This window comes from Lysobacter sp. CFH 32150 (assembly GCF_022758295.1).
GTDB lineage: Bacteria > Pseudomonadota > Gammaproteobacteria > Xanthomonadales > Xanthomonadaceae > CFH-32150.
The window spans coordinates 96,153-115,028 of sequence record NZ_JALDWJ010000001.1 but is presented as its reverse complement, the minus strand read 5'-3'; the positions used below and the strand labels follow the sequence as shown (position 1 = coordinate 115,028).

Below are 18,876 nucleotides of genomic sequence, written 5' to 3'. Positions count from 1 at the left end.
GGATCTCTGGCAGGCAGGTGTTTTTAAACGTAGCCGGCAACAACAACCCTCTTGTTGAACCGGTGCTGTTCGTAGGCGTTCTCTGGCGGGGGAATCCTGACGACTTGCTTGAATCCGACTTTCTTCATGAGCCAGATCAAGCCTTCGATGCTTGGCGCCATGCAGATGCCGGTGGTGCTCGCTTCGGGAACATGGGTTTCGTGGGATTCGTCGATCAATCCGAATACCCCGTGCAATGGCTGGACATATTCGTACGAGCCCCAATCGACGGTGCCCGACATGTTGGGCACGACTTGCGTTTCCACGACGCATGCACCGCCGTTCGCGCCGATCAATTCCCGGCAAAGGCGCAGCAGGCCAACGGGATGTTCAACGTGGTAGAGCAGTCCGTAGCAGACGACCAGATCGAAACTGCCCAATTGGGCAGGCTTTACTTCATAGATATCGTGTTGCGCGAGCCGAAGGTTGTCGAGGCCGTATGCCTGGCGGATCAGTTCAGCGTCGGCGATGTGTTCAGGCCTCGCATCGATGCCGAGGACATCGCGTGCCCCACGTCGCGCAAGTTGCGTCGCGAAGTAGCCTTGGTGGCATGCGATGTCGATCGCGGACATCTGTCCCCATCCACCGCGTTCGGCCACATAGGGATCGAGTGCATCCCACAACATCGCCAGCCGGGTCGGATGGATGGGTTTGACGTGTTCCGGCGTCCGGCAAGGTGCGGTCAGGTCGTTCGGAAGGTCGAACTCGTAGAACCAGTCCCTTGCGGCGATGCGTTGCGACAGCGAATTATCCATGCGTCCGTTTCCGAATTTGTTGAACAAACATAGTAAGCGGTCCGCAAGGCAGGGTGGTTCAGTACCGATCAGTTACGCAGCGGCTTGCCGGTCTTGAGCATGTGCGCGATGCGTTCCTGCGTCTTCGGCATCTGCGCCAATTCGACGAAGTGCTTGCGCTCCAGCTTGAGCAGCCACTCTTCGTCAACCAGCGCGCCGCGATCGACTTCGCCGCCGCACATCACGGTGGCGATGCGCGTGGCTACCTCGAAGTCGTGCGGGGAGATGAAGCGGCCTTCGAGCATGTTGACCAGCGATGCCTTAAATGTGGCGATGCCGACGTCGCCGGCCACCGCAATGCGGCGTGCGGGCAGGGGCGGGCGGTAACCGCCCTCGGCCATTGCGCGCGCCTGCGCCTTGGCGACGTGCAGCAGCTCGTAGGCATTGAACACGATGCGATCGCCGGCACGTGCCAACCCTAGTTCGCGGGCTTCGAATGCCGACGTCGACACCTTGCCCATCGCTGCGCTTTCGAACGGCGTCTTGAGGTGGACGAACACGTCACCACCCGGACCCGCTGCTTCGGACGCGCGTACCGCGAATTCTTTCAGGCCGCCGCCTGCGGGCAACAAGCCCACGCCCGCTTCGACCAGCCCGATGTAGCTTTCAAGCGCCAGCACCGTGGCCGCCGAATGCATCTGGAACTCGCACCCACCGCCCAGCGCCAGACCGCGCACCGCCGAGACAACGGGCACGAGCGAGTACTTGATCCGCTGGCTGGTGGCCTGGAAGTTGGCGACCATCGCTTCGAACTCGGCCAGCTTGCCGGCCTGTAGCGCAGCGAGCGCACCGGCAAGATCGGCGCCGGCCGAGAACGGCTCCTTCGGCTGCCAGATCACCATGCCCGCGAAACCATTCTCGGCGCGGGCGATGGCCTCAGGCAGGCCGGCGAGCACGGCATCGCCGACGGTATGCATCTTGGTCTTGAAGCTGACGACGGCGATCTCGTCATCGTCAGTCCACAGACGCACGCCTTCGTTCTCGTACACCGTGCGGCCCTGCGAAAACTTCTCGCCGGGGATCGGGTCCGGGAAACGCTGGCGCGTGTAGACCGGATTGGACGAACGCGGTACCTGCGCGTTGCGCGCTGGACTGAAGCTGCCGTCGCTGCCATGTACGCCTTCGCGGCCATCGAACACCCAGTTGGGCAAGGGCGCACTGCTCATGGTCTTGCCGGCGACGATGTCCTCGGCGATCCAGTCGGCCACTTGCTTCCAGCCTGCGGACTGCCAGGTCTCGAACGGACCTTGCGACCAGCCGAAGCCCCAGCGCAGCGCCTGATCCAGGTCGCGCGCGGTGTCGGCGATGCTGACCAAGTGATACGCGGCGTAGTGGAAGGTGTCGCGGAAAACAGACCACAGGAATTGCGCCTGAGGGTGCGGGTTGGCGCGCAGTGCTGCGAACTTCTCGGCGGGATTCTTGAGCTTGAGGATTTCGACGACTTCAGGCGCGGCTTCACCGGCGCTGACACGATAGTCCTGTGCCTTCGGATCCAGCACGAGGATGTCCTTGCCGCGCTTGGTGTAATAGCCCGCGCCGGTCTTCTGGCCCAATGCGCCTCTTTCGACCAGCGCTGCCAGCACCTTGGACGGCTTGAAGTGCGCGTGCCACGGATCGTCGGACAGGGTGTCGGCGAGGGTCTTGATGGTGAGGGCGAGGGTGTCCAGGCCGACCACGTCCGCGGTGCGATATGTCGCCGACTTGGGACGGCCGATCAGCGGACCGGTCAGTGCATCGGCCGTGTCGAAATCCAGCCCGAACTGCTCGGTGTGGTGCATGGTCGCCGAGATGCCCATCACGCCGATGCGGTTGGCGATGAAGTTCGGCGTGTCCTTGGCGATCACGACGCCTTTGCCTAGCGTAGTGACCAGGAAGCTTTCCAGCACTTGCAGCACCGAAGCGTCGGTAGTCTTGGCCGGGATTAGCTCGGCCAGGTGCATATAGCGCGGCGGGTTGAAGAAATGCACGCCGCAGAAGCGGTGGCGCAGCTGCTCAGGCAGTACTTCGGCCATCTTGTTGATGCCCAGGCCCGAGGTGTTGCTGGCCAGCAAGGTGTGATCGGCGACGAATGGCGCGATCTTCTTGTACAGATCCTGCTTCCAGTCCAACCGCTCCGCGATGGCTTCAATGATCAGGTCGCAGCCGCGCAACAGTTCCAGGCCAGTGTCGTAATTGGCCGGCGTGAGCTTCTCAGCAAGCGATTTGCTCGCCAGTGGGGCGGGACTGAGCTTGCCAAGGTTGGCGATGGCCTTGGCCACGATGCCATTTGGATCGCCTTCCTTCGCCGCCAGATCGAACAGCACGGTATCGACACCCGCGTTGGTGAGGTGCGCCGCGATCTGCGCGCCCATGACGCCGGCGCCGAGCACGGCGGCGCGGCGGACAAGCAGTTTGTCAGACATGTTCAGCAAGTCCTTGTTTATGAAATATTTTTTGAAGCCGATTTATTGCTGGAAACCGGCAGCGGCAAAGCGGATCAGTTCGCGGGCCGCATGTTCACGATGCGCCGCCTCGGTGACACCGGCGGGTCGCCTGATCAGGCCGAAGTCAGCCATGGCGTAGGTCAGGGCGCCGACCAGGATGTCGAGTCGCCAATACAGGTCTTCCTTGCTCAGTTTCGGCAGGCAGGCGGCAATCGCCTTGGCGAATTCGCGCAGCACGTGGCCGTAGTGGTCGGACACGAACTTGCGTAGCGAATCGTTCTTTTCCGCATAGGCGCGGGCGATGACGCGGGCGAACGAGCCGCCGTGGCGGTCCTGGGCGATCGCAAGCGCGGGTTCGATGAAGGCGGCGAGGATGGGTTCCAGCTCGCCCGGGTGCTGTTCGGTCGCGGCTTTCAATGCGGCAAGGCGTTTGGTGCTCATGTCGTCCATGCGCCGGCGGAACACCTCGTTGACGAGGTTTTCCTTGCTACCGAAGTGGTAATTGACTGCGGCGATGTTCACGTCGGCGCGGCTGGTGACCTGTCGCAACGAGGTGCCGGTGAAGCCGAACTGCGCGAACAGTTCCTCGGCGGCACCGAGGATGCGGTCTTTGGTCGAAAAGTGGGTGGTTGCAGTCATCGAGCCGATCCTAATCAAACGCTTGTTTGATGCTAGCCCCATACGGTAGCGCACGTCAATTCAAGCGACGCGGGCGATGCTGCAAAGCAGAGCGTCAATCGGCTAGAATTACCGCCAGCCATATCGGCTAAACCCGCGTCGCTACGCGGGTTTTTCTGTTATTCTTCGGGCCCGCACACGGACGTGTAGCGGCCCGCCTACTGGAGATATTCCCCATGGCGCTGGAGCGCACCCTGTCCATCATCAAGCCCGATGCCGTCGCCAAGAACGTCATCGGCGAAATCTATTCGCGTTTCGAAAAATCCGGCCTCAAGGTCGTCGCCGCGAAGATGAAGCATCTGTCGAAGCAGGAAGCCGAAGGCTTCTACGCCGTGCATCGCGAACGTCCGTTCTTCAGCGCGCTGGTCAACTTCATGATCTCCGGCCCGGTGATGATCCAGGTGCTGGAAGGCGATGGTGCGGTGCTGAAGAACCGCGACCTGATGGGCGCCACCAATCCGAAGGACGCCGCGCCCGGTACGATCCGCGCCGATTTCGCCGATTCGATCGACGCCAACGCCGTGCACGGTTCGGATTCGCTCGAGAACGCCACGAACGAAGTCGCGTACTTCTTCCCCGCCACCGAAGTCTACGCGCGGTAATAGGCCAGTGACCGCAGCCCTCCGATGAGTACAGCAGCCGCCAAGCAAAACCTGCTCGACCTCGATCGCGAGGGCTTGGAGTGCTTCTTCGCCGACACGCTCGGCGAGAAGCGCTACCGTGCCCACCAGGTGATGAAGTGGATCCATCACCACTACGTCACCGATTTCAGCGAGATGACCGATCTTGGCAAGGCGCTCCGTGCCAAGCTCGAGGAACACGCGGAAATCATCGTGCCCAAGGTGCAGTTCGAGAAGCCATCGACCGACGGCACGCACAAGTGGCTGCTCGGCATGGACGGCGGCAACGCCATCGAAACCGTGTTCATTCCCGCCGATGGCCGGGGCACGTTGTGCGTTTCTTCGCAGGTCGGCTGCGCGTTGAATTGCCAGTTCTGCTCGACTGCGACGCAAGGCTTCAACCGCAACCTGAGTACCGCCGAGATCATCGGTCAGGTATGGGTGGCGGCGAAGCACCTCGGCAACCTCCCGCACCAGCGCCGCAAACTCACCAACGTGGTGATGATGGGCATGGGTGAGCCGCTGGCGAATTTCGACAACGTCGTCCGCGCGATGAGCGTGATGCGCGACGACCTTGGCTTCGGCCTCGCTAACAAGCGCGTGACGCTCTCAACCGCGGGCATGGTGCCGATGATCGATCGCCTCGGCGAAGAGAGCGATGTCTCGCTCGCCGTGTCATTGCACGCACCATTCGATGAGTTGCGCAGCGAACTCGTGCCGCTCAACAAGAAGTACCCGATTGCCGAATTGATGGCCGCCTGCCAGCGCTACGTGAAGCGCAAGCCGCGCGCGTCGATCACCTTCGAATACACCATGATGAAGGGCGTCAACGACCAGCCTGAGCATGCGCGGGCACTGGCAAAACTCATGCGCCAGTTCGGTAACGCGGTGCAGATGAAAGATGCGGCCAAGGTCAACCTGATCCCGTTCAACCCGTTCCCGGGCACACGCTTCGAGCGGTCGTCCGATGACGAGATCCACGCGTTCCAGAAGCTGCTGCAAGTGTCGGGCGTGCTGACCACGGTGCGTCGCACCCGCGGTGATGACATCGATGCGGCCTGCGGACAGCTCAAGGGCCAGGTCATGGACCGCACGCGCCGCCAGGCCGAGTTCCGCAAGCAGCTCGCGGCGCAGGACATATCCGATGCTGCGTAGCACGGTCGGCGTGTTGGTGCTTACGCTGCTGGTTGCCAGCGGTTGTTCGCGCCTGAGCTTCATCCGTCCGGACCCTGGCACCAAAGAATTCGAGCGGGTATCGGTCTCGCAGCCCGTCGAGGTGCGCGAGTCGCCCGCGGCGGAACAGCGTACGGCTGTACGCAATCGGCTATTGCTGGCACAGCGCGAAATCATGCGCAGCAACCTCGATGGTGCCGAGCGCGAAGCCCGCGGGGCATTGAAGATCGACGGCAACTCTTCCGACGCCTACACGCTGCTCGCAGTCATCGAGGAACGGCGAGGCCGTAGAGCCGAGGCCGGCGGTTACTACCAGCGAGCAGCCGAGCTGGCGCCGAAGAACGGCGGTGCTCTCAACAATTACGGAGCCTGGCTCTGCAGCAATGGCCGCGCCGGCGAATCCTTGGTGTGGTTCGAACGTGCCCTGCAGGATCCCTCGTATGCGACGCCGGCTTCTGCCCTGGCCAATTCTGGCGCCTGTGCGGATGAGATCGGCCAGGCTGCCCGTGCCGAGCGCGAACTGCGTGCTGCGATCGAACTCGATCCGCAGAATGCTGTTGCCCTCGCAGCACTGGCTCAGCTGCATTTCCGCGCCGGACGATACATGGATGCCCGCGCCTTTTCGGAGCGTCGACTCGCCGCGGCACCGGCCGATGCGCGTGCGCTACAACTTGCGTCACAAATCGAACATAAACTCGGCGACACAGCCGCAGCCGCTCGCTATGTTCGGCGATTAGGGGAGGAGTTCCCGGGCGCAGTGCAGGGGACCCCAGGGGGATCTACGCAGCGATGACGTACGACCATCAAATGATGACCGTCGGCGAAAGCGGTTGCGGCGAGCGGTTGCGTAAAGCGCGCGAAGCCGCCGGCCTGAGCCTGGAAGACGTGGCCAGCCAACTGAAGATGCCACGACGCGTTGTGGAGTCTCTGGAGAACGAGGACTGGGACCGGTTGGGCGCGCCGGTCTTCGTCCGTGGCCAGTTGCGGAGCTACTCCCGGCTGCTCGGCCTGACCACATCGACCACGCTGTCGGCTTCCGGAGTTGCTCCGATCGAACCGACCACCCTGGTCAGCCACAGCTATACCCCGCGCGTGCAACGCCTGTTCGAACAGGGGACGCGCCGCATCATCTATATCGTCATGACGATCGCGATCGCGGTGCCGGTGTGGCTGGCAACCAAACCGCATCTGAACAACAACGCCAGCGTGCAGCCGCTCGATGCACCAGTGCCAGGCGGGGAGATGGCTGGCCCGGTATCGCTGGATATGACGCCGGAGCCAAACCAGGCTGCCACCACAGTGCAGGCGCCGCTGGTGGCTTCATTCACGCCGATGTCCCCGCGGCCATCGGCGAAACCGGCCCTGTCCCTGCGTTTTTCCGGCGATAGCTGGGTGCAGGTGACCGCGCCGGACGGGCGCACGCTGGAGCAGGGTCTGCTGCCCGCGGGCGAGACGCGTAACTACGCCGTGGGCGAAGTCGGGCGCGTCGTGCTCGGCAATTCCACCGCCGTGGTAGTGCAACAAGCGGGGCAACCGCTCGACCTCACGCCGTTCCGCCGAGCGAATGTCGCGCGCTTTACGGTATCCTCTGACGGTTCCCTCGCGCCGGTCGCCGACTGACCCGCGTCGCGGGTCCATCCCAGCCAGTCGGCCAGCCGGCGGTGCGGGGCGCAGCGCCTGCGTGTGATCCGATCTTCGTGATTCGATCGCGTCAGCGCTAACAGGCCTGACGCGCGCATTGGCGCGGATGGCACACCGGATCACACAACCCAGAGGCGGCATGGCAGCGGCATGGCGATAGACGACCTGCTTGACGAGCACGAACAAAGCGAACGCGTCCGCGGCTGGCTGCGGAACAATGGCGCCGGCCTGATTGGCGGCGTGGTGCTGGGCTTGGCCGCCATCGGCGGCTGGCAGTGGTGGCAGCAGCAGCGCAACGCCGCCAGCGAAGCCGCCGGCGCGCGTTTCGACGCGGCACTGAAGACGATCGAATCCAAAGACCTGAAAAAAGCCGGCCCGCTCGTGAAGGCGCTTGCCCAGGATGGCGGCACCTACGCCGCGCTTGCGAGCCTGCAACTGGCCAAGGCACAGGTCGAAGCTGGTCAGCGTGATGCCGCCATCGCCACCTTGCGTGCGACCAAGACCGACGACGTCGCGCTCGCCGTGGTGGTTAAGTCGCGCTTGGCGCGATTGCTGATCGACGCCGGCAAAGCCACCGAGGCACTGACGCTGATCGGCGACAAGCCCGAAGCCGCCGCCGCAATCGAGGCCCGCGGCGATGCGTTGGCCGCACTCGGCAAGCAAGTGGAAGCCCGCGCCGCCTACTCGCAGGCGCTGGCCAAGATCGATGTCGCGGCGCCCCAACGCCGTCTGGTCGAACTGAAACTGACTGAGGTCGGCGGCACGCCGACCCGTCCTGAGGACCGGACTTTATGAGGTTTGATCTGATGAGGTCATCGTCGATGCCGAAGCGCTCTGCCGCCATTCCCGCTTCCATCCTGATTTGCTGCGTGCTTGCCGTGAGCGGGTGCTCCACCGTCAAGGGCTGGTTCGGTGGCGGCAAGGACGACAAGAAGGCGCTGGAGCCGGCCGAGCTCACTGACTTCACGCCGTCCGTCACTGTCAACAAACTTTGGTCGGCTTCGGCCGGCAAGGGTGAAGGCCGCGCCGGCGTGCGCCAGGGTCCGGCGATCGCCGATGGCCACGTCTATGCCGCCGCGATCGAAGGTGGCGTGCGCGCATTCGACCTTCAGACCGGCAAGCCACTGTGGCACTACGACCCGAAGAAAGAGAAAGACAAGCCAGAGCTACGGCTTTCCGGCGGCCCGGGTGCAGGTGAAGGCCTAGTCGTGGTCGGCGGCCTCGATGGTGAGGTGATCGCGCTCGATGCCAGCAACGGCGCCGAAAAGTGGCGCGGTAAGGTCAATAACGAAGTCATAGCCGCGCCGGTGATCGGTAACGGCATGGTGTTCGTGCGCAGCAACGATGGCCGCCTCACTGCGTTCGACGCCGCCAGCGGTGAGCGCCGTTGGTTCTGGAGCCGTGAACTGCCGTCACTGAGCGTACGCGGCAACGATGCGCCGGTACTTGGTCCGGGTTATGTCTTCGTCGGCAACGACGATGGCACCGTGGCCGCGCTCTCGATGCAGGACGGCAGCCTTGCGTGGGAACAGGCCGTCGCGCAGGCAGAAGGACGCAGCGAACTCGACCGCATGGCCGACGTCGACGGGACGCCCGTGCTCGATGGCAGCACGCTGTACGCAACCAGCTTCAAGAAGCAGACCATGGCGATCGATGGCCCGAGCGGACGACCGCTGTGGACGCGTGACAACGGTGGCGTCGGCCGTCTCGGCAATGCCAGCGACCGCCTCATCGTCTCCGACCCGGCGGGCACCGTCTGGGCGATCAACAAGACGGATGGCGGCGCGCTCTGGTCGCAACCGGCCTTGGCGCGTCGCAAGCTGACTTCACCGGCGGTGCAGGGCGATTACGCCGTGGTCGGCGATTACGACGGCTACCTGCATTGGTTGCGCCTCGACGACGGCCAGTTCGCCGCGCGCAGCCGTGCCGGTGGCGACGCCTTGCGTGCCGCGCCGGTGGTGGTCGATGGCGTCCTGGTCGTGCAGAACATCGATGGCGAACTGAGCGCGTTCCGCCTGCAGTAAGGCGAGGGCGCATGGCGCCAATCCGCGGCCCCGGGTAGTCTGCCGGGGCCGCAGCTTTTTTACGGCCTCCCAGGCCTTCAACAGGATCCATCCATGTTGCCTCTCGTCGCCCTCGTCGGCCGTCCCAACGTCGGTAAATCGACGTTGTTCAACGCGCTGACCCGTACACGCGACGCGCTGGTGCACGACGAACCCGGCGTCACCCGCGACCGCAACTACGGCGTGTGCCGGCTCGACCCCGAGAGCCCATTCGTGCTCGTCGACACCGGGGGTATCGCAGGCAGCGATGAAGGCCTGGCCGGTGCCACCGCCAGGCAATCGCGCGCCGCGGCGGAAGAAGCCGACCTGATCCTGTTCATCGTCGACGGCCGCGAAGGCGCGTCCACCATCGACGATGACATCCTCGCCTGGCTGCGCAAAGTCGACACGCCGACCTTCCTCATCGTCAACAAGATCGACGGTCTCGATGCCCAGGCTGCGCTGAACGAATTCGCGCGCTATGGCATCAAGGACATGCTCGGCGTCTCCTCCGCGCACAAGCACGGCATCGATACGTTGCTTGCGAAGATGCTGGCGACGCTGCCGAAGGATGGCGATGCCGAAATCCTCGACGACGATCCGGAACGCGTGCGTGTCGCCTTCGTCGGTCGCCCCAACGTCGGCAAGTCGACGCTGGTCAACCGCATTCTCGGCGAAGAGCGGATGATCGCCTCCGACGTGCCCGGCACGACCCGCGATTCGATCGCCGTCGATCTCGAGCGCGACGGCCGTAAATATCGCTTGATCGACACCGCCGGCCTGCGCCGCCGCGGCAAGGTCGAGGAAGCGGTCGAGAAATTCTCGGTGGTCAAGACGCTGCAGGCGATCGAGCATTGCCAGGTCGCGGTGATCATGCTCGATGCCGGCGAAGGCGTCACCGATCAGGACGCTACCGTCCTCGGCGCGGTACTCGACGCCGGTCGCGCACTGGTTGTTGCCGTCAACAAGTGGGACGGGCAGAGCGAGTACCAACGCCAGCAGACCGAAGGGTTGCTGGCGCGCAAGCTCGCCTTCGTCGATTGGGCCGAGGCAGTGCGAATTTCTGCGCTGCACGGTTCGGGCTTGCGCGAGCTGTTCAAGGCGATCCATCGCGCCCACGCGTCGGCGACGCACAAGTTCAGTACTGCTGAAACCACCAAGGCGCTCGAAGTCGCCTACGAAACCAATCCGCCCCCGGTGGTCCGTGGCCACGTCGCCAAGCTGCGTTTCGCCCATCCGGGCGGCGAGAATCCACCGACGTTCATCGTCCACGGCACTCGCCTGCGCACACTGTCCGAGACCTACCGGCGCTATCTCGAAAACTTTTTCCGCAAGCGTTTCAAGTTGGTCGGCACACCGATCCGGTTCGTGTTCAAGGAAGGCGAGAACCCGTACAAGGACAAAAAGAACGTGCTGACCGACAAGCAAGTGGCGAAGAAGCGGCGTCTGATTCGGCACGTCAAACGCGGCAAGTGATCGCCTCGCGCGACATCACCCTCGGCATCCTCGCCGGCGGCCGTGCATCACGGCTCGGTGGACTCGACAAGGCCTGGCTCGAACGTGATGGCGTGCCGCAGGTGCTGCGGATCGCACGTCGCTTCGCGCCAGAAGTTGGAAAAGTACTGGTCAGCGCCAATCGCGAGCCCGAGCGCTATGCCGGACACGGACTTGATGCCGTGGTCGACCGCATCCCGGATGCCGGCCCGCTCAGTGGCCTCGATGCGCTGGCGCAGGCTTGCACCAGCCCGTGGCTGCTCACGTTGCCGGTCGACCTGATCGGCGTCAACGAATGCTTGTTGCCAAGCCTCGTTGCCGCAGGCGAGCAGGGATCCTATGCAGAGGACGATGACGGCCTGCAGCCATTGGTCGCGTTGTGGCGCGTTGTCCTGCTGCGTGAAGCCGCGACGCAAGCACTCGAAACGCGGGATATGGCGATCCAGGCGTTGCAGGCGCGGGTCGGCATGGTCCGAGTACGTTTTGCCGGCGTACGCTTTGGCAATCTCAACACGTTCGCGGATCTACAAGCTGCCGGTTTCCAGACATGACGAACTTCCCGACTGGCCTGTTGTTCGACGAAGCCCGCGCCGTTATCGAGCAGGTGGCATCCGGGCAGCGCCTCGCACATGAGCGCTTGGCGCTCTCGCGCACGCACGGCCGCGTGCTGGCGCAGGACGTGATCGCGCCAATCGCGCTGCAGCCGTTCGACAACAGCGCGATGGATGGTTACGCCTTGCGCCATGTCGATCTGGCTGGTGATGGCGAAATCGCATTGAGGCTGACCGGCGAGCAGTTCGCCGGCCGCGCACTTGGTCTCAAAGTCGGCCATGGCGAATGCATTCGCATCACAACGGGGGCACCGCTGCCGACAGGGGCGGATACGGTCGCGATCAAGGAAAACGTGCGGGTCGATGGCGACACCGTGTTCGTCCCCGCCGACACCAAACCCGGTGCGAATGTCCGTCGCGCTGGCGAAGACGTGCGGGTTGGCGATCTGGTGCTGCAACGCGGCTGCATGCTGACGGCGCCGCGCGTTTCAATCGCCGCCTCGCTCGGCGTCGATCAGCTCGAGGTCAGCCAGCGTCCCACGGTCGCGGTGTTCACCACGGGCGACGAACTGGTCGAACCCGGGCTGCCGCTGCAACCAGGCGATATCTACAACTCCAATCGTGAGCTGTTGATGGGCCTGTTGCGCGCCGACGGATTGGAGCCGACCGCTTGGCCAACCCTGCCTGATGACCCGGCACGCGTGGCTGCGATGCTGCGCGATGCCGCATCGAGTTTCGATGTCGTGATCACCTGCGGCGCGGTGTCCGCCGGCGAGAAAGACCATATCCCGGCGCTGCTTGCCGAGCATGGTCGTGTGCATTTCTGGAAGGTACGGATGAAGCCCGGCATGCCATTGTTGTTCGGCCACCTCGACCGCGCACAGTTCCTTGGCCTGCCGGGGAATCCCGTGTCGGTCCTGGCGACCTACCTGACGCTTGGGCGCGAGTTGCTCGATGGGTTGCAGGGCAGGGTGGAGCCACGCCCACGCTTCAAGGCCCGACTCAGCGCCGCCATCGACAAGCCGCATCCACGCCGCGAATTCATGCGCGGCCGGCTCGGTTACGGCGATGACGGCGGGCTGCATGTCACCCCGAATGACGCTACGGGCTCACACCGGCTGCATGCCGCGGCGCAATCCGATGCGTTGATCGTGGTCGCCGATGGACCACAGCATCTTGCCGCCGGCGGCGTGGTCGAGGTGCTCCCGTACTGAAGACGGCGGATAATCGCGATATGGGCATCCGCGAACTCACCCCCGTCGAAGCACTGGAACGCCTGCAGGCCGGCGCGCTACTGATCGACGTGCGCGCCGAGCACGAGCGTGCCCTGGGGATGGCGAGCGGTGCCCGCGGCATCGTGCGCGAACAGCTCGAAGCTGATCCTGCCGCATCAATCCCCGACCGCGACATGGAAGTGCTGCTGATCTGCCAAAGCGGTCGTCGCTCGCATGACACTGCATTGGCGTTGTATGCGAAGGGATACACGCGGGTCGCATCCATCGCCGGCGGGACCACCGCCTGGGACATGGAATGCCTGCCGATGGCGAAACCCGACCTCGATGCCGATTTCAGCGAACGCTACTCACGCCATTTGCGATTGCCCGACGTCGGTCTCGACGGCCAGAAAAAACTCGAAGCTGCACGTGTGTTGCTGATCGGGGCGGGCGGACTCGGCTCGCCCGCCGCGTTCTACCTCGCCGCCGCGGGCGTTGGCACGTTGCGCCTCGCCGACGACGACGTGGTCGATCGCAGCAACCTGCAACGCCAGATCCTGCACACAGAAGCGCGTATCGGCATCGCGAAAGTAGACTCGGCCGCCACTACGTTGTCGGCACTCAACCCCCGCACCAAGATCGAAGCCGTCGCCGAACGTGTCACTTCCGGCAATGTCGAACGCCTGCTCGACGGCGTCGATGTCGTGATCGATGGCGCCGACAACTTCCCGGCGCGCTATCTGCTCAACGATGCCTGCGTGAAGCTGGGCAAGCCACTGGTATACGGCGCAGTGCATCGCTTCGAGGGCCAGACCAGCGTCTTCGACGCGGGCCGCCAACGTGGCGTCGCGCCGTGCTACCGCTGCCTGTTCCCGGAACCGCCGCCACCGGAAGCCGCACCCAATTGCGCCGAAGCCGGCGTGCTCGGGGTGCTCCCCGGCGTGGTCGGCCTGCTGCAAGCGACGGAGGCGATCAAATTGATCCTCGGCATCGGCGAACCGCTGACCGGGCGGCTGCTGCACTTCGATGCGCTGGCGCTGCGCTTCCGCGAGACGCGGTTGTCCCCCGACCCGGACTGCGCAGTCTGCGCGCCGGGTGCACCATTCCCTGGTTATATCGACTACACCGCATTCTGTTCCGGGCGGTAGGAGCAAGCCCGCCACCGAGGAGGCAGTCATGGAAGTCATGCATCGGCTGGTGTTAGCCGGGATCCTGGCGTGGACTTCGACGGATGTGGATGCGACTGGCGCCTGCGGCGCAGCGTCGGGCGCGGGCCATGGGGAGCGGATTGCGACCATCGCCTGCAACGAAAACACCTTGTGGTTCAGCCCGTTCATCGACACGGACGGCCATCTGGCGAGCACAAAGGTGGCCGAAGGCGAGACAAGCCGCCTGAACGACGGCATGACGCCGGCATGGAAACGCGTCGTCGAGTACTGGAAAGGAAGCGGGCTGCTGTGGCGGATGACGGGAACGGAAGGCGCTTCCGACTGCGCATATCCGGTCGACGATCGCATCCATGCGTCCTCCTGCCGTGCCTTCGTCATCGATACGCCGTGGTCTGCCGCCTTCGTGTCCTATGTCATGGCGAGGGCCGGCGTCCCAGGATTCCGGCCTTCCGCCAGCCACATCGACTTTGTCCGCGATGCATACCTGCGTACCGCAGGCAGTCCGTTTCAATTCTCCGATCCCGATATCGAAAGACCCGGAGTAGGCGACCTCTTGTGCTTCTCGCGATCGTCGTCGGTGGTGTTCGGTCACCAGGGATTGAAGGACTTCCTCGACCGGGACCCGCATGGCTCCCTCGACATGCACTGCGAGGTCGTCGTTGCCGCCAATCCCGGTGGCAATGGCAAGGTGCACCTGGTCGGTGGCAACGTCCTGCAGGGGGTCACGATGCGCGAGTTGCACGTGAACCGGAATGGGTTGCTGTGGTCCTTGCCGCGTCGATTCGGGATCGACACCACGTGCAGTCCGGATAACGGGAAGGGATGCAGTTTCAATCGACAGGACTGGGTGGCTTTGTTGAAGCTCAATCCAGCGTTGGCGACTCCCCGATCTCCGCAGCCGGCCACGACGCCTGCCACGCGTCCGCCCACTTGCTGCCTGAAATGCGCCGCGGATGTCGCCCCTGGGATTCCGCGCTGTTGAGCGATCAGCCCCGGTATCTGCAGCGTTTCATTGCTCTTTGGGGGTGGTCGCTTTCCGCCGCGTCCGTCGCTTCGACCGCGGATCGACCTGCACCCCGAGCACGGCATTGCAGTGGATGCAGCAGTAGCTCAGGCAGCGGCCGTTGGCCTCGCCACCGATCATGCCGACGATGTTCTCGATGTTCACGTGCAGCACCCGCTTTCCGCATTTCGGGCATTCGCCTTGGTTGGTCATGTCAGGACCTCGACGATCGTTGGCTCAGGGAGATGGCGGGACGGCCGCGAAGGCCGACAAAGCCTTCCCATAGCCGGAGTCTGCGCCAACGGTGTTGTGGTCGGCGTTAGGGAAGTCGACGATCTGCGGCGGTTTAGGTAGCGCTGCGATCAGGCGCGCGGTGTTGGCGGCGGGAATCACCTGGTCCTTGCCGGCGCGGACCACCAGGATCGGTCCAGCGTATTTCGCCAGATAGCGCGTCGATTCGTAGCGATCCTGAACCAGCCAGCGCACCGGCAGCCATGGGTAATGCGCCTGGGCGACGTCGGCCATGCTGTCGAAGGGCGTGACCAGCGCCAGCTTGGTCACCGGTCTCTGTGAGGCGACGTAGCTGGCGACACCGCTGCCGAGGCTGCGACCGATCACCACGATCGGCGCGTCCGGCTGCCGTGCGCGCACCTGGTCGTACACCGCCAGCGCATCTTCGAGCAGGTCGGCTTCGGTCGGCGTCCCTTCGCTCGCACCATAGCCGCGATAGGGAACGAGGTAGACGCTGCTTTCGGGGAACCATTGCGCGAATTCGTCGCGCCGTTCCTCGACGCGTTCGGCGTTGCCGCCGAAATAGATGATCGCGTTCGGCTTGCCGATGTTGACCAGCCAGCCATTGAGCATGACGCCGTTGCGCGCGATGCCGAAATCGGTCTGCTGGACTTCGGCCTTGGTCAGTTGCGGGTAATACAACAGTTCGCGCTGCTTGGCGTAGAGCCAGGCGCAGGCGGCGCTGTAACCGAGGACGGGCAGGGCGACGAGACCAAGGATAAGTTTGTTTCGCATGCTGGCTTTGGGAGTCATTGTTTCAGTCGTGCTTGCGTTGGGCGGCTTCGAACGCGGCCAACTGCTCCGGCGTCGCGTCGCGCTGATGTTGCGCCTTCCACTGCGGGAAAGGCATCCCGTAGATCGCCTCCCGTGCCTCGTCCTTGGTCATGGTAATGCCGCGGGCCTCGGCGGCTTCGCGGTACCAGTCGGACAGGCAGTTGCGGCAGAAGCCGGCGAGGATCATCAGGTCGATGTTCTGCACGTCCGGGCGCTCCTGCACCAGGTGCTGCAGCAGGCGGCGGAAGGCGGCGGCCTCGATCTGGGTGGTTTCGAAATCTGTGTCGGACATGGCAATCGGCCGGTCGGAGAAGGACGCTGTCGGATAAGCCCACATGCCAGATAAGCATGCGGTCAGATAAGCGATAATGCGCGGCCCGAACTCTAGCGCAGCGCCTACCCGAACGCATGACGTCCTCCGCGCGCACCGCAAAGATCCTCGACGGCAAACGCATCGCCGAGGACCTGCTCGACAACCTGAAGGCGCAGGTCGACGCGCGGGTGGCGGCCGGCAAGCCGCGACCGGGGCTGGCCGTGGTGCTGGTCGGCAACGATCCGGCGTCCAGCGTCTATGTGCGCAACAAGCGTCGCGCGGCCGAGAAAGTCGGCATTCGCGCGATTGATTACGACCTGCCGGCCGACACCTCCGATGCCGAGTTGCTGGCGCTGATCGACAAGCTCAACGCCGATCCCGAGGTCCACGGTATCCTCGTGCAGCTGCCACTGCCGGACCGCCGCGACGCGACCCAGCTGATCCACCGCATCGACCCGCGCAAGGACGTCGATGGCTTCCATCCAGAGAACGTCGGCCACCTGGCGTTGCGCCAGTTCGGCTTGCGTCCGTGCACGCCGCGCGGCATCACCACGCTGCTGGCCTACACGGACCGGCCGGTGCGGGGCGCCAGCGCCACGATCGTAGGGGTCAGCAACCACGTCGGCCGGCCGATGGCATTGGAACTGCTGATCGCCGGCTGCACCACGACCAGCTGCCACAAATTCACGCCGCCTGAAGTGCTGGAAGCTGCCGTCCGCGGCGCAGACATCCTGGTGGTGGCGGTCGGGCGTCCCGCACTGATCCCGGGCGAGTGGGTGAAACCGGGCGCTGTGGTGATCGACGTCGGCATCAATCGCCTCGACGACGGCCGCCTGGTCGGGGACGTCGGCTTCGCGGAGGCCGCACAGCGTGCCAGCTGGATCACCCCCGTGCCGGGTGGGGTGGGGCCGATGACGGTGGCTACGCTGATGCAGAACACCCTGGAAGCGGCCGACGCGGCGGTCGGCACGTCGTAGGAGCGGCTTACAGCCGCGAGCTCTTGGCCAGATAACCCGCGAAAATCAGAAGCTCGCGGCTGTAAGCCGCTCCTACAGGACACGGCATTGCAACTGCAACGAGCGCCGGACCCGCCGAACGGGTTACAATGGCGCGCTTCTCCCCCCGGACCCGCCCATGCTGCGCATCCAGGCTGAAGCGCTTACCTACGACGATGTTTCCCTCGTCCCCGCGCACTCGGTCGTCCTGCCAAAGGACGTTTCGCTCGCCACGCGACTGACCCGCGACCTGCGTCTGAATCTGCCGATCCTCGCCGCGGCGATGGATACAGTCACTGAAGCGCGCCTCGCCGTTGCGATGGCCCAGCTCGGTGGCATCGGCATCATCCACAAGAACATGAGCCTCGAACGCCAGGCGATGGAAGTCGCGCGGGTGAAGAAGTTCGAAGCCGGTGTGATCCGCGAACCATTCACCGTCGGTCCCGAAACTACCATCGGCGAAGTACTCAAGCTCACCCGCGCCCGCAACATCTCCGGTGTGCCGGTGGTTGACGACAACGGCCAGCTGGTCGGCATCGTCACCGGCCGCGACATGCGTTTCGAGAAGAAGCTCGACGATCCGGTCCGCCACATCATGACCAAGAAGGATCGCCTCATCACGGTGCGCGAGGGTGCATCCGATGACGAAGTGATCCAGCTGCTGCACAAGCACCGCATCGAGAAGGTGCTCGTGGTGAACGACGAGTTCGCGCTGCGCGGCCTGATCACGGTCAAGGACATCCAGAAGAAGTCCGACAACCCGAGCGCCGCTTACGACAGCAGCGAACGCCTGCTGGTCGGCGCCGCAGTCGGCGTGGGTGGCGACACCGAACAACGCATTGAGGCATTGGCGGCTGCCGGCGTAGACGTCGTCATCGTCGACACCGCGCATGGCCACTCGCAAGGCGTGATCGATCGCGTTGCCTGGGCCAAGAAGCGCTTCCCGGGCCTGCAAGTCATCGGCGGCAACATCGTCACCGGCGATGCCGCGCTGGCGCTGATGGATGCGGGCGCGGATGCGGTGAAGGTTGGCGTCGGTCCCGGTTCCATCTGCACCACCCGCATCGTCGCCGGCGTCGGCGTGCCGCAGGTCACTGCGGTCGCGATGGTCGCCGAAGCGCTGCAGGATCGCATCCCGCTGATCGCCGACGGTGGCATTCGCTACTCGGGCGACATCGGCAAGGCGATCGTTGCCGGCGCCTCGACGGTGATGGTCGGCGGCCTGTTCGCCGGCACCGAGGAAGCTCCCGGCGAGGTCGAACTGTTTCAGGGTCGCAGCTACAAGAGTTATCGCGGCATGGGCAGCCTCGGCGCGATGGAGAAGGGGTCGAAGGACCGTTATTTCCAGGACGCTTCCGACGCCGACAAGCTGGTGCCTGAAGGCATTGAAGGCCGTGTTCCGTACCGCGGCCCGCTCAGCGGCGTGGTGCACCAGCTCGCTGGTGGCCTGCGCGCGACGATGGGTTACGTCGGCTGCGCGACGATCGAAGAGATGCGCAAGAAGCCGTCGTTCGTGAAAGTGACCGGCGCCGGGCAGCGCGAAAGCCACGTGCACGATGTGCAGATCACCAAAGAGCCACCGAATTACCGGATGGGCTGATGCCGACCACAGAAGGGAGACGCGAGTTTCCCTTCTTCGTTTTGGAACCACGGAAAGTACTG

The 18,876-nt window shown here is 64.3% G+C and carries 19 protein-coding genes; 13 read left to right on the top strand and 6 right to left on the bottom strand.

Annotation, left to right across the window (positions count from 1 at the left end; translation table 11 throughout):
* Nucleotides 1-23 precede the first annotated feature (23 nt).
* The 3 genes from MO486_RS00455 to MO486_RS00445 form a co-directional block, all read right to left on the bottom strand.
* Complete coding sequence (locus MO486_RS00455; protein ID WP_242903610.1) at nucleotides 24-794, bottom strand: DUF1698 domain-containing protein; 771 nt, start codon at nucleotides 792-794, stop codon at nucleotides 24-26.
* A gap of 68 nt (nucleotides 795-862) precedes the next feature.
* Nucleotides 863-3,235: a 3-hydroxyacyl-CoA dehydrogenase NAD-binding domain-containing protein gene (locus tag MO486_RS00450; RefSeq protein WP_242903608.1), complete on the bottom strand. Its 2,373-nt coding sequence runs from the start codon at nucleotides 3,233-3,235 to the stop codon at nucleotides 863-865.
* A 42-nt stretch (nucleotides 3,236-3,277) separates the two neighbouring features.
* Nucleotides 3,278-3,895 (bottom strand): TetR family transcriptional regulator, encoded by a 618-nt coding sequence (locus MO486_RS00445; RefSeq protein WP_242903605.1) that lies wholly within the window; start codon nucleotides 3,893-3,895, stop codon nucleotides 3,278-3,280.
* Between the two features lie 215 nt (nucleotides 3,896-4,110).
* Between MO486_RS00445 and ndk the strand changes: the two genes are divergently transcribed.
* From ndk to MO486_RS00390, 11 genes are all read left to right on the top strand, one after another.
* Nucleotides 4,111-4,536: a nucleoside-diphosphate kinase gene (ndk, locus tag MO486_RS00440; RefSeq protein ID WP_242903603.1), complete on the top strand. Its 426-nt coding sequence runs from the start codon at nucleotides 4,111-4,113 to the stop codon at nucleotides 4,534-4,536.
* A 24-nt stretch (nucleotides 4,537-4,560) separates the two neighbouring features.
* On the top strand, nucleotides 4,561-5,709 hold the full coding sequence (gene rlmN, locus MO486_RS00435; protein ID WP_242903601.1) for a 23S rRNA (adenine(2503)-C(2))-methyltransferase RlmN: 1,149 nt from the start codon (nucleotides 4,561-4,563) through the stop codon (nucleotides 5,707-5,709).
* Nucleotides 5,699-6,520, top strand: a complete 822-nt coding sequence (gene pilW, locus MO486_RS00430) for a type IV pilus biogenesis/stability protein PilW (RefSeq protein ID WP_242903599.1) — start codon at nucleotides 5,699-5,701, stop codon at nucleotides 6,518-6,520. The genes rlmN and pilW overlap by 11 nt, the downstream gene beginning before the upstream one ends.
* Before the next feature lie 17 nt (nucleotides 6,521-6,537).
* Complete coding sequence (locus MO486_RS00425; RefSeq protein ID WP_242903597.1) at nucleotides 6,538-7,347, top strand: RodZ domain-containing protein; 810 nt, start codon at nucleotides 6,538-6,540, stop codon at nucleotides 7,345-7,347.
* Nucleotides 7,348-7,518: 171 nt separating this feature from the next.
* The gene (locus MO486_RS00420; protein WP_242903594.1) at nucleotides 7,519-8,163 is read left to right on the top strand and encodes a tetratricopeptide repeat protein; all 645 of its coding nucleotides are present in this window, start codon (nucleotides 7,519-7,521) and stop codon (nucleotides 8,161-8,163) included.
* Between the two features lie 26 nt (nucleotides 8,164-8,189).
* The gene (bamB, locus tag MO486_RS00415) at nucleotides 8,190-9,392 is read left to right on the top strand and encodes an outer membrane protein assembly factor BamB (protein ID WP_242903592.1); all 1,203 of its coding nucleotides are present in this window, start codon (nucleotides 8,190-8,192) and stop codon (nucleotides 9,390-9,392) included.
* Between the two features lie 93 nt (nucleotides 9,393-9,485).
* Nucleotides 9,486-10,886, top strand: coding sequence for a ribosome biogenesis GTPase Der (der, locus tag MO486_RS00410; RefSeq protein WP_242903589.1), 1,401 nt, complete (start codon nucleotides 9,486-9,488; stop codon nucleotides 10,884-10,886).
* Entirely contained in the window at nucleotides 10,883-11,455 is a 573-nt protein-coding gene (locus tag MO486_RS00405) for an NTP transferase domain-containing protein (protein ID WP_242903586.1), read from the top strand. Before der ends, MO486_RS00405 begins: the two co-directional genes overlap by 4 nt.
* Entirely contained in the window at nucleotides 11,452-12,669 is a 1,218-nt protein-coding gene (gene glp, locus MO486_RS00400) for a gephyrin-like molybdotransferase Glp (protein WP_242903582.1), read from the top strand. Before MO486_RS00405 ends, glp begins: the two co-directional genes overlap by 4 nt.
* Before the next feature lie 20 nt (nucleotides 12,670-12,689).
* Entirely contained in the window at nucleotides 12,690-13,817 is a 1,128-nt protein-coding gene (moeB, locus tag MO486_RS00395) for a molybdopterin-synthase adenylyltransferase MoeB (protein WP_242903579.1), read from the top strand.
* A 28-nt stretch (nucleotides 13,818-13,845) separates the two neighbouring features.
* The gene (locus MO486_RS00390; RefSeq protein WP_242903576.1) at nucleotides 13,846-14,820 is read left to right on the top strand and encodes a DUF2272 domain-containing protein; all 975 of its coding nucleotides are present in this window, start codon (nucleotides 13,846-13,848) and stop codon (nucleotides 14,818-14,820) included.
* Between the two features lie 27 nt (nucleotides 14,821-14,847).
* Here the strand turns inward: MO486_RS00390 and MO486_RS00385 are convergent, their stop codons facing one another.
* The 3 genes from MO486_RS00385 to MO486_RS00375 form a co-directional block, all read right to left on the bottom strand.
* A complete protein-coding gene (locus MO486_RS00385; RefSeq protein ID WP_242903573.1) occupies nucleotides 14,848-15,006 on the bottom strand; it encodes a hypothetical protein in 159 nt (52 codons plus the stop codon).
* 72 nt (nucleotides 15,007-15,078) lie between these two features.
* Nucleotides 15,079-15,867 (bottom strand): alpha/beta fold hydrolase, encoded by a 789-nt coding sequence (locus MO486_RS00380; RefSeq protein ID WP_242903571.1) that lies wholly within the window; start codon nucleotides 15,865-15,867, stop codon nucleotides 15,079-15,081.
* Nucleotides 15,868-15,889: 22 nt separating this feature from the next.
* Nucleotides 15,890-16,198 carry a DUF1244 domain-containing protein gene (locus tag MO486_RS00375; RefSeq protein ID WP_242903568.1) on the bottom strand — a complete coding sequence of 103 codons (309 nt, stop codon included), beginning with the start codon at nucleotides 16,196-16,198 and terminating at the stop codon, nucleotides 15,890-15,892.
* A 116-nt stretch (nucleotides 16,199-16,314) separates the two neighbouring features.
* Between MO486_RS00375 and folD the strand changes: the two genes are divergently transcribed.
* A complete protein-coding gene (folD, locus tag MO486_RS00370) occupies nucleotides 16,315-17,196 on the top strand; it encodes a bifunctional methylenetetrahydrofolate dehydrogenase/methenyltetrahydrofolate cyclohydrolase FolD (RefSeq protein ID WP_242903566.1) in 882 nt (293 codons plus the stop codon).
* 157 nt (nucleotides 17,197-17,353) lie between these two features.
* The gene (gene guaB, locus MO486_RS00365) at nucleotides 17,354-18,814 is read left to right on the top strand and encodes an IMP dehydrogenase (RefSeq protein WP_242903563.1); all 1,461 of its coding nucleotides are present in this window, start codon (nucleotides 17,354-17,356) and stop codon (nucleotides 18,812-18,814) included.
* The last annotated feature ends 62 nt before the right edge of the window (nucleotides 18,815-18,876 follow it).

What these genes read in the sequence shown, in the direction of transcription:
- pilW (WP_242903599.1), top strand. Translation starts at nt 5,699, where the DNA reads ATGCTGCGTAGCACGGTCGGCGTGTTGGTGCTTACGCTGCTGGTTGCC.
- ndk (WP_242903603.1), top strand. Translation starts at nt 4,111, where the DNA reads ATGGCGCTGGAGCGCACCCTGTCCATCATCAAGCCCGATGCCGTCGCC.
- MO486_RS00390 (WP_242903576.1), top strand. Translation starts at nt 13,846, where the DNA reads ATGGAAGTCATGCATCGGCTGGTGTTAGCCGGGATCCTGGCGTGGACT.
- bamB (WP_242903592.1), top strand. Translation starts at nt 8,190, where the DNA reads ATGCCGAAGCGCTCTGCCGCCATTCCCGCTTCCATCCTGATTTGCTGC.
- der (WP_242903589.1), top strand. Translation starts at nt 9,486, where the DNA reads ATGTTGCCTCTCGTCGCCCTCGTCGGCCGTCCCAACGTCGGTAAATCG.
- MO486_RS00450 (WP_242903608.1), bottom strand. Translation starts at nt 3,235, where the DNA reads ATGTCTGACAAACTGCTTGTCCGCCGCGCCGCCGTGCTCGGCGCCGGC.
- glp (WP_242903582.1), top strand. Translation starts at nt 11,452, where the DNA reads ATGACGAACTTCCCGACTGGCCTGTTGTTCGACGAAGCCCGCGCCGTT.
- MO486_RS00425 (WP_242903597.1), top strand. Translation starts at nt 6,538, where the DNA reads ATGACCGTCGGCGAAAGCGGTTGCGGCGAGCGGTTGCGTAAAGCGCGC.
- MO486_RS00455 (WP_242903610.1), bottom strand. Translation starts at nt 794, where the DNA reads ATGGATAATTCGCTGTCGCAACGCATCGCCGCAAGGGACTGGTTCTAC.
- MO486_RS00380 (WP_242903571.1), bottom strand. Translation starts at nt 15,867, where the DNA reads ATGCGAAACAAACTTATCCTTGGTCTCGTCGCCCTGCCCGTCCTCGGT.
- MO486_RS00375 (WP_242903568.1), bottom strand. Translation starts at nt 16,198, where the DNA reads ATGTCCGACACAGATTTCGAAACCACCCAGATCGAGGCCGCCGCCTTC.
- MO486_RS00420 (WP_242903594.1), top strand. Translation starts at nt 7,519, where the DNA reads ATGGCGATAGACGACCTGCTTGACGAGCACGAACAAAGCGAACGCGTC.
- moeB (WP_242903579.1), top strand. Translation starts at nt 12,690, where the DNA reads ATGGGCATCCGCGAACTCACCCCCGTCGAAGCACTGGAACGCCTGCAG.
- guaB (WP_242903563.1), top strand. Translation starts at nt 17,354, where the DNA reads ATGCTGCGCATCCAGGCTGAAGCGCTTACCTACGACGATGTTTCCCTC.
- rlmN (WP_242903601.1), top strand. Translation starts at nt 4,561, where the DNA reads ATGAGTACAGCAGCCGCCAAGCAAAACCTGCTCGACCTCGATCGCGAG.
- MO486_RS00445 (WP_242903605.1), bottom strand. Translation starts at nt 3,895, where the DNA reads ATGACTGCAACCACCCACTTTTCGACCAAAGACCGCATCCTCGGTGCC.
- folD (WP_242903566.1), top strand. Translation starts at nt 16,315, where the DNA reads ATGACGTCCTCCGCGCGCACCGCAAAGATCCTCGACGGCAAACGCATC.